This window comes from Bradyrhizobium sp., from assembly GCF_019244115.1.
Taxonomy (GTDB): domain Bacteria; phylum Pseudomonadota; class Alphaproteobacteria; order Rhizobiales; family Xanthobacteraceae; genus Bradyrhizobium.
Genome location: NZ_JAFATE010000226.1, coordinates 1 through 12,455, shown reverse-complemented (window position 1 = coordinate 12,455; position 12,455 = coordinate 1). Strand labels below are relative to the sequence as shown.

The following is a 12,455-nucleotide window of genomic DNA, read 5'->3' as shown; positions in this document are numbered from 1 at the left end:
GACAGGCCGAGATCCTGGTTCATGGTGAGCGCGGCGAACCCGACATTCACCCGGTCGAGATAGGCGACAAAATAGCAGACGACCAGAAACGGAACGAGGCGCGTCGTGACCTTGGCGATGGTTCTGGCTTCGACGTCTTGCAACATCTGAATCGTCCGATATCGGACACAACTCAGCCTTCCCTGGCATGTTCCTCCGGGGCTGCAGACACTCTTGACGGAGACGAACGCGGTGCAGCGCAATATCCGACGGACCAACGCTTGATGCCCTCTCCTCCTGGTTTTCGCCTTCACCGCCGCAGGTGATTTGCCCAGAGCGGACTATTCCTTCGGGAGGCTCGCCTCGAATTGAAAACACCCTTTGTTTTGCCGCCTGCGGGCCGAATGATATGGCCTAAGCCAACATTCCCGATGCATTGGCAGCCCGCCGCCCAACCGATGAGAGTATCGTCCCTGTCATGTTTGCACTCACCTTTCTTGGAACCTCGGCGAGTATCCCATCGGCGGAGCGCAATCATCCGGGCCTTCTAATTGAAGCAGGAGGTCACCGCATCCTGGTGGATTGCGGCGAGGGCACCCAGCGTCAGTTGTTGCGCAGCGGCGCCGGCTTCCGACGGCTCGACCGGATGCTGTTGACCCATGGCCATTTCGACCATGTGCTCGGTATTCCCGGTCTCTTTTCGACGCTGCGGCTTCGGCGAAGCGATCAGGTGATGACGATTCATGCCAGCCCCGGCACCCTCGATGTCGTGGTGCGGATGCTCGCGGGTCTGTGGGGCGAGGGGCGCGCTCCCGTCCCGCTCGAGCTCGCCCCGCTGACCACCGGCCTGGTCCTCGACGCCGGCAACTTCACGATCGGCTGCTTCCCGGTCCGCCACCGCGAGACCGACAGCTTCGGATTCTGCTTCCAAACTCATACACGGCGCCATCTCAGACCGGACCGCCTGGTGGCGCTCGGAGTGCCGCACGGCCCGGTGCGGAAGGACCTCGCAGAAGGAAGGCCCGTCATACTCGATGACGGCAGGACGGTCGATCCCGAAGACGTACTCGGGCCGCCAGAACGGCAGAAGAAGCTGGTCGTGATCGGCGATACTGAAACGACTGAAGGTCTGGCCGAACGTGTGCGCGATGCCGACCTGCTGGTGATCGAGGCCACGTTTCTCGATCGTGATTCAGCTATTGCGCGAGACTACGGACATCTTACAGCGGGGGAGGCCGCTGCGCTCGCGGCAACCAGCGGCGTCAAACGGCTCGTCCTGACCCACATTTCCGGACGCTACGGCGACGAGGAAATATTGGCGGAGGCGACCAGGACGTTTCCGAATAGCCGCCTTGCGAATGACTTCGATCAAATCGCGATCTGATCGGCGCAGGCGCGGCGGATCCAGTCCAACCGGGGTGCTGGAATGAGGCCGTAGTTGTAGAAATTGAGTCCCTTGGCACCAGCCTTGATGCATGCGGCGGCCTGGCTTGTCAGATCTTCAGCACCATTGACATCGTGCGCGAAGACGCGCAGCCCCGCGCCCAGAAACTTGTCGTCGCCGAGCGCGGCTTTGCCCTGCCGCAAGATCGCGGCGGACTCCTCCGGCGAACGTCCATAGACGCAAAGGATCGCCCCGTCGCAAACCTTACCGATCGCCGGGAGATCGCAGCCGCCGAGCCAGGCGTCGGCAATATCGATCAAGACGATGCGACAGTCCGCGTGCGCGCGCGTCCGCATTTCGGCGATCAGGCTTGTGACCGGATCCGTCCGCCACAGAAGAAATTCGTGCAGCGCCGGGAAGATGCGAAAAGTATCGACACCGCGGGCGGGAAATTCCGGAAAACGCGGCTTTGGCGTCTCGCGCTCGCATGCCTCGACAATCCACTGCGCGACCAGGCGCCGCGCAGCCTCGACGTCGATGCTGGCCGCACTGGCGCGAGCGTGACAGGATTCGCAGAAACACAGTGATAGGAAGAAATCATCCTCGGCGGTCAGGCCGACGCCATCCTTCTCGTGATGGTACTCATGGGCAAACCCCATGAAGGCTGGGCTCTCGAGCTCGACGATATCAGGACGATAGGCATGCGCGACATCCTCGACCAGAGCGCAGACATAGGCGCGCGCATCGGGATTGGACGGGCAGAGATTGTAATAGTTCGGATCGCCGAAGGCATTGCGCGTCACCGCGCTGGGATAAAGCAGGCCGAGCCGGGTGTTGTGCAGGCACACCGTCCAGCAGCAGACCTTTAGGCCGCCGGCGTCGCGACGGCGCACGAGCTCGCGCAGGACGTCCCCGCCTTGCGTGATGATGTCGGCGACTTTCGGCTTGATCGCCACTCGGTCCCAGCGCGACGGCGTCGGATGAAAGTAGATCGTGCCATCCTCGGGAAAATAGGCCTTTCGGACCGGGCTGCGCGGCTGCAGGAAGCGGCCGGCGTGATACGAGGTCGCCAGACTGACACTGTTCATGCCGGCACGGTCGCGGAGTTCGCCGGTGACGCGATCGAAGCCGAGGTCAAGGATGTCCCAGGCGTAGGTCCACATTGAGCGATGCATTGGCGACCTTTCAGTACGGAAGCGCTGTTTGACGAAAACAATGATCCTTTGTCATCAAGTCGGTGCTGCTCACGCGATCACCTCGGCGACCTGCATCAGGCAATCGCCGGCTTCGCACATCGTGTGCAGACGATGCGAGAGCACGACGCCGTCCTCGGCGAAGCGGAGCTCCTCTTCGGGCGCGTCCAGGCGCTCGAGATCATGCAGGAAGCCGGCGACATCGCCTGCCGCCACCAGCGCGCCGAGCGGTTTGGCCGGCTCGAACCATCCCCGTCGGACCGCGTAAATGGCCTGGCTTTGCCGGGAGAGCGCGAGCAGGCGCATCGGCGACGCCGGAGTTTGGGACGCCTGAAACACCGGCGCATCGGTCACGCCGAGCGCCAGAAGCAGATTGTCGATGGCGCCTTCGGTCGCCGCCATGCTCTCGGGCGTCGTCGCTCCGCCGCCGCCGAACTCGCCGCTGAGGCCGATCGCGCCGGCGCGTCGCGCCGCGCCCATCGATGTGGGCGCGGCAGGACCATTGTCTGCAACGAAGCCGAACGGCAGCCCCAGCCGCCGCATCAACGACAAGGCCGCCTGATGCCCTGACGGGTCGGTATTGGTTTCAATGAGCGCGCAGAGCAAATGCGCCATCGAGGTTCCGCCGGAATGAATGTCGAACACCACGTCGTGGCGAGGAAAAAGCTCCGTCTCGAGAAAATGCGCGAGCCGCTGCGTCGGCATGCCCTGCGCCTCGCCTGGAAACGCCCGGTTGAGATTGCCGCCGTCGAGCGGCGAGCAGCGGCGCGCCGCCATCACCGCGGGCGTATTCGCCAGCGGCAAAATGGTGACGCGCCCGCGCATGCACGTGGGATCAAGCCTGCGGATCAACCGCGCCAGCGACAGTTCGCCCTCATATTCATCGCCATGATTTCCGGCCATGAGCAGGACGGACGGACCTTCGCCATTGCGGATGACGCAGATCGGCACCTTGATCTGGAAATAGGGCGAGCGGTCGACGGAGAAGGGCAGGCCGAGATGGCTGAGCGTCTTGCCGTCCCGTTCGAGGTCGAACGTGTGAAAAAGGCCGGTATGCATACCGCTCCTATAGCGCTGCGATGGCGGTGATCTCGATGCGCAAATCGGGGTCGGCGAGCCGCGCCTCGACGCAGGCGCGCGCCGGCGGCTTTGCGGGATCGACCCAGGCGTCATAGACGCGGTTCATCGCTTCGAAATCGGTAATGTGCGGCAGGAAGATGTTCACCGCGACGAGTTTCGACTTGCTCGTTCCAGCCTCGGCAAGCAGCGCGTCGATCTTGGCGAGAACCTCGCGCGTCTGCTCCTCGATGTCAGCCTCGCGATTGTCGGCGACTTGGCCGGCGATATGAACCGCGCCATTATAGGTCACCGCCTGCGCCATGCGGGGGCCAACCTGGTAGTGTTTCATCATCGAAAACTCTCGCGCTGTGGGTGGTCAAAGAAGTGTCTGGTCGAATGAGGTGGGGTAAGCGCGGTGCGGGCGACGAGCAACGACGTTGCCTGTCGGGGAGATCGGCGTGACGATGAGCTATGACGGTCCGATCATCGACCCTCATCATCATCTCTGGGACCTGCGCCTTGATCGGCATCCCTGGCTCGCCGCTGGCGCCGGCCGGCGTGGCGGTCTCGGCGACCTTGCGCCGCTCAAGCGCAACTACTTGCCCGAGGATTATCGCCGCGACGCGGCGCGGCAAAACATCGTCGCCAGCGTTCATGTCGAAGCCGGTTGGATCAGCGACGACTGCGTTGGCGAAACGTGCTGGCTCGAAACGCTCGACAAGAGAGATCGCGTCGCGGAGCGTTACGTCGTCCATGTCCCGCTGGCGAGCAGGGAGGCGCCCGCCTTGCTCGAGGCGCAGGCGGGCTTTTCGCGCGTCGTCGGGGTGCGCGACGTCTTGAGCTGGAGCGCAGATCCCGCGCGCCGTTTTGCTGCGCGCGGCGATCTCATGGAGGATCCGCAGTGGCGCGCGGGCCTCGCACGGCTGCAGGCTCACGGTCTTGTCTTCGATCTGATGGTGTTTCCGAATCAGCTTGCTCAGGCGGCAAGACTGGTGGCGGATTTTCCGAACCAGCTTTTCGTTCTCAACCATTGCGGCAGCCCGATCGACCGCAATGCCGACGGGCTGCGGCGTTGGCGAGAGGGTCTCGCGAATCTCGGCCGCGCCCCCAACGTGACGATCAAGATCTCCGACCTCGTGGCCTATGATCATGACTGGACGCTCGACAGCCTTGCCGAAGTGGTCTTGCACTGCCTCGCATGCTTCGGCACAGCGCGCGCGATGTTCGCCAGCGATTTTCCGGTCGCGGGGCTCCACGCGTCCTTCGACGAGGTGTACGGCGCCTTCAAGACCATCGCCTCCGGGCTGACCGCGGATGAGCAGAGCGCTCTGTTCTTCGCCAATGCGGCGCGCGTCTATCGGTTCGATGGTCGCTCATCGTCGACGCGCCTCTCGACCTGAGATCAGCAGCAGTGCGAGGATCAGCGATCCGAACAGGATGCTGCGCCAGCCCGGCGAAGCATTGACCACGGTGATGAGGCCGGTGATCGTCACCAGGAGAACGGCGCCGGGAATCGAGCCGGCGTAGGTGCCGGAGCCGCCGAGGATCGAGGTGCCGCCGAGAACCACGGCAGCGATCGATGACAAGAGATAGGGATCGCCGATCCCGACATAGCCTTGCCCGTTCATGCCGAGGAGCAGGAGGCCCGTCATCCCTGCGGTCAGGCCACTGATCGCGTAGACCGCGACGGTCGTCGCCGGAACGTTGACACCGGAGAGGGTGGCCGCGAGCGAATTGGCGCCGAGCGCGAACACGCGCGCGCCGAATGGTGTGGCGTGCAGCGCCAGCAGCGAAAGCACCGACGCGATGGCCCAGACCAGGACGCCGGCAGGGACGCCGCCCGGCCGCGCGGAGCCGAGCCACTCGAGCAGGGGACTTTGTGCAGAGATCGCGCTGCCGCCGGCCAGCAGGATCAAGAGGCCTTGCAAAAAGGTCGCCATGGCCAGGGTCATGATCATGGGATGGGCGCGCAGGAAGGCGACGCCGAGCCCGTTGAGGACGCCGATCACGGTCGCGGCGGCCAGCGTGATGAGCGCGGCGAAAGCGCCGCTCTCATCGAAAGCAAGTGCCACGAGCGGCGCGCCGACCGCGCTGACCGTAATGATGGCGCCGACTGACAGGTCGATGCCGCCTGCAATGACGACGAATGTTTGCCCGATCGCGGCGAGGCCGACGACGGCACCGAGTTCGACGAGATAACGGAGATGGCCGAAAGCGCCGAAACCCGGTTTGACGAAGGAAGCGCCGATCCAGACGGCGACGACGATCAGAAAGGTCAGGACAGGACGGCTCGCGAAGAGCGCGCGCGGGCGGACTTTTGGAAAGCGCACCGCTTCGCCGGGATTCATAGGGCCCTCCTGCGCGCGGAAAATTCCGGCAGCGCCACGGCGCCGATGATGATCAGGCCCTGCGCGATGTAATGTGCGACCGGCGGGAAGCCGAGGAAATACATCACGTTGATCATCACGCTGAGCAGAAGGCTGCCGGCGAGCGCGCCGCGCATTGCGCCCTTGCCGCCGAGAAAGCCGACGCCGCCGAGCACCGCGGCTGCGATCGAATTGAGCGTAAAGGCTTCGCCTATGACTGGATCGCCCGAACCGGTTTTCGCGGCGACGAACAGGCCGGCGCACGTCGCAAGCAGCCCGCTGACGGCGTAGGCCAAAATCCGCGCCGCGTCGACGGGGACGCCGGCGCGGTAGGCTGCATCAGGATTTTCGCCGGCGGCGTAGAGGCTGAGGCCGAGCGGCGTCGCGAGATAGAGTTTCCAGAACACGACGACGGCGATGACGAGCCATGCGGCCACCGGCTTGTCGCCGGCGAGCAGGTCTGAGAGCCATGCGGGGATCGTGCCGCCCGGTCTTGGCAGGATCAGGAGGGCGGCGCCGCCGACGATGAAGGAGGCGGCAAGCGTCACGACGATGGCGGGCAGGCCGAGGCGGACGACGATGACGCCGCAGGCCGCGCCGACGCCGAGGCCGGCGATCATCACCAAAGCCGCTCCGCCGGCGACGCCGAGCGGCCCGGCCATCGTCGTTGCGGCGATGACGGCGCCAAGACTGACCATCGCACCGATCGCGAGGCTGACGCCGCCGGCGAGCATCAGGATCGCCTGCGCCATCGACACCATCGCCAGCGGAAGCCAGCTCTGCGCGAACTTTGCGACGCCGCCGACACTGAGGAGGCCAGGGAACAGATAGGCGTAGAGCGCCAAGAATGCCGCGACGACGATCAGGAGGCCGCCTGCGCCGCGGTTGCGCTGTCGCTGCGCCGGCCAATAGAGCCGCAGGCTTGCGCTTTCGATCGCGTTCATGCCGCGGTCCTCAGGGGGTCTGCGCCCATCGCCGCGGCGACAATTGCCCCTTCGCTCAGCGCCTCGCGTTCGATAGTCGCGACGATCCGCCCCTCGCGCATGACCGCGACGCGGTCGCAGAGATGCACGAGCTCGGGGGTGTCGGAGCTTGACAGCACGATGGCCTTGCCCTCGCTAGCGAGACGCCGCAACAGCGCGTAGATTTCGCGCTTGGTTTCGACATCCACGCCACGCGTTGGATCGTTGAGCAACCAGACCTGCGGCTCGGCCGGCGTCCATTTCGCCAGCGCCACTTTCTGCTGATTGCCGCCGGAGAGCGCCCGCACCTGCCGCGTCAGATCGCCCTTGATCGCAAAGCGGTCGGCGAGCGCGGTCGCGAGCACGCGCTCCTTCGAACGATCGCGCAGCGACAGGGAAAACGCGCGCGCGAGGCTTGGTAGCATCAGATTCCAGCCGATGGCATGGATCAGATGAAGACCTTCGCGTTTGCGGTCAGCGGGCACATAGGCGAGGCCGAGCGCATTGGCCCTGCGCACCGACGCGGGAAGGTTGCGCTGTCGGTTGAACTCGGCGGTCCGCGCGGAGGCGGGCAGGGCGCCATAGAGGCTGAGCAGCAGATCCTCTTGTCCCTGTCCGACCAAACCGCCGATGCCCAAAACCTCGCCGCGGCGGATAGACATATCGATATCACGCAGGACGCCGGAGGAAAGACCCGACACCTGTATGATCGGATCGCGATCGGCTGAGGGCGTCCAGGCCGGGAAGAGGTGGCCGGTGTCGCGGCCGACCATCAGCCGCACAAGATCCGCGGCCTCGACGCCCTCGATCGGACGATCCGCCGTCACGACGCCGTCCTTGAGCACGGTGACGTGCTGGCACAGCCGCATGACTTCGTTGAGCCGATGCGAGATGTAGAGAATGGCCGTGCCCTTCGCCCGGAGGCGATCGAGCAGCGCAGTCAGCGTCTCGACTTCATGCGCGGACAGGGACGAGGTCGGCTCATCGAGAATGAGAACGCGCGGCTCGCGAAACAATGCCCGGGCGATTTCCACCATCTGGCGCCGGCCAAGCGGCAGGTCGCCGACCGGGGTCGCCAGATCCTCGTTGAGCCCGACGAGGTCCATCGCCGCCCGCGCCCGCCTGGCAAGGCCGCGATAGTCGATCAGCCCGTAGCGGCGCGGCAGCGCGCCGATGCCGATATTTTCCGCGATCGAGAGCTGGGTGGTAAGGCCGAGTTCCTGTTGCACCACCGCGATCCCGGCACGATGGGCGTCGCGAGGATTGAGGCCGCGAAACACCCGGCCGTCTATTTCCACGGCACCCGCGTCGGGGAGCAGCGCCCCCGACAGGATGTTGATCAGCGTCGATTTGCCCGCTCCGTTCTCGCCGAGCAGCGCGTGAATCCGGCCCGGCTGGAGCGCGATGGAAACCTCGCGCAGCACGGCATTGCCGAAGAACGATTTTGACACGCCACGCGCGGCGAGGGTCGGAGCAGGCGTCATCTTTCTCACGACCGTTCCCGGTTGTCGCTCACTTCTGAGCCAAAAGCTCGTCAAACAGCTTTTGATCGTAGGGCGAATAGATGTAGCCGTCAGCCGGGAAATCCTTTGCCTTGGCGAGATACTGGTCGATGTTCGAATTGTCGATCACCGGCAGCGGAATCTTGACGAAGGCCGGCACATCCTTGCCGGAGAGCGCCTGCACGGCCGCATAGGTCGCAAACGCGCCGAGCCAGTTCGGCTGCATCGTCGCCCAGGCCTTGAGGTTTTTCGCCTTCCACAGTTCGAGGAACTGGCGGGCATTCTCGCCCGTGATCGGAACCTGCGCGCGGCCCTGTTTGTCGAAGGCGAGCACGGCGCCGGCCGAGAGCGCGCCGCCGAGCGACAGGATGCCGTCGATGTCGGGATGCGCAAACAGAAGGTTGGTCACCGCTTCCTGGGCCGGTGCGACGTTGTAGGCAGTATTGGTCTCGGCGAGGATGGTCACATTGGGATTGGCCTTGAGCACCGGCTCGGCGCCCTTGCGGCGATCGTCGCTGACGGAGATGCCGGCCGGGCCGTTCAGCACAAGGATCTTGCCCTTGCCGCCGATCGCGTCGACGAGGAATTTTGCGGCGCTCGCGCCCCACTGCGCCGAATCGGTGTTGATCTTGGCGGTGACCTCATCGGTGTCGACGAGGCTGTCGAAATTGATCACGGCGATGCCCTTCGCGCAGGCATCGGCGATCACGCGGCCCGGTGCCGTGGACGAGCCGGCAATCAGGATGATCGCATCGACATTGGAGTCGATCATCGATTGGATCTGCTGGATCTGGGTGTTGGCATCGCCCTGGGCGTCCGTCACGACGAGTTTCGAGACCAGACCCTGCTTCTTGAGTTCGTCGACTTCCTTCTCGATCGTTCCCTGCGTCTCCTTCATCCAGGTCGGCACCGAATAGATGTCGGCCCAGCCGATCGTGAATGGCGGCTTGCGGTCGCCCTTGATGCATTTGGCCGCGGCGGCGGCTTCGCTCGGCATGGCGACGCAGGCGAGCAGGCCAAGGAAAAGGCCAAGGCAAGCGGCACTGAGCGCCGATAAAGACGACTTCATCATCCTCAAAACTCCCCTCCAATGCGCGGCGCGCGCTGGCGCCTATCAAGGCCTGGCCTCAAGCGATTGATCGGCAGGGCCTCCACATGCCGACTTGCTCCCAGATGTATTCCACTATAATGGAAAGAATATCGCTATAGTGGACCTGCGAACGCTAGCGTCGTTTCGAGAATCGCGCAATAGGCAAGCGATGGGTGCATGAGCACCGGGAATCCCGGGCGAGGGCGCAAAAGATGGCTTCTGATGCAGTTGAGGACATGGGCGCCGGTCGGCGCGCGCGCGGGCTCGATCGGGCTTTCGAGATCCTGGATTATCTGCGCGGATTGCGTCGGCCGGCGCGCCCGAACGAGATCGCGGTCGGCATCGAAGCGCCGAAATCGACCACCTACGAGCTCGTGGGTCTGATGCTGAAGGCCGGCGTGCTCGAATATGCCGACAAGGAGGGTCGCGTCTTTCTCGGCCGCAAACTGTACTTTTTCGGCCTTGCCTATCAGTCGCAGTTCGATCTGACCCGCGAGTGCCGGTCCTATCTCGACGAGCTCGCGGAGACGACGCGCGAGACGTCTCAGCTCTGCATGCTCGACGGCAACAAATACACGGTTGCGATGATGTGCGAAGGCGCCAGGCCCTTTCGCATCTCCTCGGATGTCGGCGAACAAATTCCGATTCCCTGGACCGCGTCGGGCCGTCTCCTGGTCTCGCATATGAGCGACGACGAGATCCTCGCCTTCATTCCAAAAGAGGATTTTGTGCTGCCGAGCGGCGCCAGGCTGAACCCAAAAACTTTTCTGGCCGAGGTTCACAAGGCGCGAAAGGACGGCTTCTTCTCCTTTGACTCGCTGGCCGATAATTTCACGCATTGCTTTGCTGCACCGGTCTACCAGGGCGAGGGGATTTGCGCGGCGACCCTCTGCCTCATCGCGCCCCGCGAAGATGCCGCGCGGAACCACGCCCGCTACCGCGATGCGCTCAGCGCCGCGGCGCGGAGCCTCTCCGAAAAGGCCTGTTCGTTGCCGATCTCTGGTCTCAGGGCGGGTGTGGTGTAGTCGCGGCAGGCAATGCGCCGAGCGATTCCAATTTCGCGGCCTGGTCGCAGTTTGCGCCGCTCGCGCCGTCGAGCCGGGGCCGCGCGCGTGGCCCCGGAGCCCCACGTGTCACCCGCGACAGTCCAACGGCTGTCAATCGCGGCATTCGAAGCTTGCGGCATCCTCCGGGTCGCCTTGACCTTTATAGGCAGCATGTTGCGGGTAAGCGCAGATCGGCCGGCTGCGGCCGGGGAAAGCCGGACCCGTGGCGATCACCGCATCCGGCGCCTTGCCTTGCTCGACCCAGTCGACGACGGCCTGCAGGAGGTCGAACCGGTCGAGCGTCGCCGCGCCGCTCGCGCAGTGGCCCATGCCCGGCACGAGATAGGCCCGGCTGGAGCTCGCGCGCACTTTCTCGACGCCTCCCGAGTTCGCGGCCATGCGCTCGTAATAGTCGATCGTGTCGAGCGCCGAGAACCAGGGATCGCTGACCCCGTGGTAGAACAGTAGCTTGCCGCCATGGCCGAAAAAGCTGTTGAGGTTGGTCCAGTTCGCCGTGCTCTGCAGCCGCTGCATCCCATCCCCGTCCACCCGGTCCTCGATCTCATCGACATTGATGGTCTCGAACACCGCAGGACCGACCGGGCTGCGCGCCCCTGTCGTGAGGATGCCGGGGATCGGAACATTTTCAGCGGCAATCCCACTGTCCCACGGGAATGCTGAATAGGCGGGCGCGCCGCGCGAATTCCTTGGGCCGGCAAAAGCCTTCGTCAATGCGCTCACCTGAGCCGGAGCGAGGCAGGCATCCGTTCTGGCGCCGCTGCAGGCGAGCACCGCGGGATCAAAGCGGCATTCGCGCATATTGAAGATCATGCCGTCCTTCAGGCCATCATTGGCATCGCAGGCCGCGACGACGGCGTCCGTGATGAGCTTGCGCTCGGAGGGGGAGAATGCCCTCGCAGGCTCCGGCTTGCCGCTTTCACCCTTGGGAGCGATCTGCGTGAACTGATGGTTGGCCCAGGCCAGGCCGAGATTGGAGCGGCCCGTGCGCATGGCTGGCGCGCCGGCGACGATGCCGTCAAACTCTCCGGGATAACGCTGCGAGGCGATCATGGCCTCGCGGCCACCGGTCGAGCAGCCCACGAAATAGGACCGCTCCGGCGGCCGGCCATAATAGCGTCCGATGATCGTCTTCGCGGCCGCGGTGACCTTGCCGACAGAGGCCTGGGCAAAGTTGAGCGCCGCTTCCTGATCGGCCATGAACGATGCGTCGAATACCGCTCCCTGATGGCCGCTGTCAGTGGACATGACGGCAAAGCCGCGCGCGAGAGCGGGAATCTCACCCGCGGCCTGAGCGCCGAGCGGCGGTCGGATCGATCCATTCAAGCCGCCGCCGCCCTGGAACAGAAACCGCCCATTCCAGCGATCGGGAAGGGCGATCGCGAATCCGATCGCATAGGGCTTGCCGTCGGCTCCGCTGCGCCGGTCGATGGCACCTTGTGCCCGGCAATAGGACGGGATTGCAGCGCCCACGGTCTGAGGATCGCCCGGCCGCACCTGCACGGTCCCCGCCGGCGCGTCCGGCACCGCCTCGGCCTTTTCGATCACAATTGTCGAACCTGGAAAACCGACGCCAGCCAGCCCCTCACAGTTGATCGCAGGCCCGTCGGCTGCAACGCCGGTTTCCGAGAACACCGGGACGGCCATGCAGCCAACAAGTAATGCGGCGATGATTTGTATGGTGCCGGTTTCCTTCCGCATCGGGCTCATGCGTCGCTCTCCCTGGTGTACCGCTCGCTGGGCGCAAGGTTGGTTTTGCTCGTTGCTTCTTGGGCGCACCATATTGATGGTTTTTCCGGAGCGACACCGGAAATGTTTTCAGATTTGAATGCCAAAGAGCGAAAGCGAACAAGAAT

Annotated in this window: 11 protein-coding genes and 1 pseudogene; 3 read left to right on the top strand and 9 right to left on the bottom strand. The window is 64.5% G+C overall.

From position 1 onward, the window contains the following. Positions 1-146: pseudogene (locus JOZ76_RS10110) on the bottom strand (MFS transporter); the annotation flags it as partial. A gap of 311 nt (positions 147-457) precedes the next feature. On the opposite strand from JOZ76_RS10110, the gene JOZ76_RS10105 reads away from it, so the two are divergent. Beyond that, positions 458-1,363, top strand: a complete 906-nt coding sequence (locus JOZ76_RS10105; RefSeq protein ID WP_291698485.1) for a ribonuclease Z — start codon at positions 458-460, stop codon at positions 1,361-1,363. Here the strand turns inward: JOZ76_RS10105 and JOZ76_RS10100 are convergent. The 3 genes from JOZ76_RS10100 to JOZ76_RS10090 form a co-directional block, all read right to left on the bottom strand. After that, on the bottom strand, positions 1,348-2,538 hold the full coding sequence (locus JOZ76_RS10100) for a hypothetical protein (RefSeq protein WP_291698484.1): 1,191 nt from the start codon (positions 2,536-2,538) through the stop codon (positions 1,348-1,350). The two genes, JOZ76_RS10105 and JOZ76_RS10100, sit on opposite strands and share 16 nt — an antisense overlap. 69 nt (positions 2,539-2,607) lie before the next feature. Continuing rightward, entirely contained in the window at positions 2,608-3,615 is a 1,008-nt protein-coding gene (locus JOZ76_RS10095) for a succinylglutamate desuccinylase/aspartoacylase family protein (RefSeq protein ID WP_291698483.1), read from the bottom strand. Between the two features lie 7 nt (positions 3,616-3,622). Beyond that, entirely contained in the window at positions 3,623-3,967 is a 345-nt protein-coding gene (locus JOZ76_RS10090) for a RidA family protein (protein WP_291698482.1), read from the bottom strand. 106 nt (positions 3,968-4,073) lie between these two features. Here JOZ76_RS10090 and JOZ76_RS10085 point away from each other — a divergent pair, with 106 nt between their 5' ends. Continuing rightward, complete coding sequence (locus tag JOZ76_RS10085) at positions 4,074-5,015, top strand: amidohydrolase family protein (protein WP_291698481.1); 942 nt, start codon at positions 4,074-4,076, stop codon at positions 5,013-5,015. Here JOZ76_RS10085 and JOZ76_RS10080 read toward each other — a convergent pair. Genes JOZ76_RS10080 through JOZ76_RS10065 form a run of 4 tightly spaced genes read right to left on the bottom strand, consistent with a single transcriptional unit; the run spans position 4,989 to position 9,442 of the window. Next, entirely contained in the window at positions 4,989-5,963 is a 975-nt protein-coding gene (locus JOZ76_RS10080) for an ABC transporter permease (protein WP_291698480.1), read from the bottom strand. The genes JOZ76_RS10085 and JOZ76_RS10080 overlap by 27 nt on opposite strands. Beyond that, complete coding sequence (locus JOZ76_RS10075; protein ID WP_291698479.1) at positions 5,960-6,925, bottom strand: ABC transporter permease; 966 nt, start codon at positions 6,923-6,925, stop codon at positions 5,960-5,962. Before JOZ76_RS10075 ends, JOZ76_RS10080 begins: the two co-directional genes overlap by 4 nt. Next, positions 6,922-8,427, bottom strand: a complete 1,506-nt coding sequence (locus JOZ76_RS10070; RefSeq protein ID WP_291698487.1) for a sugar ABC transporter ATP-binding protein — start codon at positions 8,425-8,427, stop codon at positions 6,922-6,924. The genes JOZ76_RS10075 and JOZ76_RS10070 overlap by 4 nt, the downstream gene beginning before the upstream one ends. 28 nt (positions 8,428-8,455) lie before the next feature. After that, positions 8,456-9,442 (bottom strand): ABC transporter substrate-binding protein, encoded by a 987-nt coding sequence (locus JOZ76_RS10065; RefSeq protein ID WP_441300007.1) that lies wholly within the window; start codon positions 9,440-9,442, stop codon positions 8,456-8,458. 305 nt (positions 9,443-9,747) lie between these two features. Between JOZ76_RS10065 and JOZ76_RS10060 the strand changes: the two genes are divergently transcribed. Continuing rightward, entirely contained in the window at positions 9,748-10,560 is an 813-nt protein-coding gene (locus tag JOZ76_RS10060; protein WP_291698478.1) for an IclR family transcriptional regulator, read from the top strand. Positions 10,561-10,692: 132 nt separating this feature from the next. Here JOZ76_RS10060 and JOZ76_RS10055 read toward each other — a convergent pair whose 3' ends face one another. Further along, positions 10,693-12,309, bottom strand: a complete 1,617-nt coding sequence (locus JOZ76_RS10055; protein ID WP_291698477.1) for a tannase/feruloyl esterase family alpha/beta hydrolase — start codon at positions 12,307-12,309, stop codon at positions 10,693-10,695. Positions 12,310-12,455 lie beyond the last annotated feature (146 nt).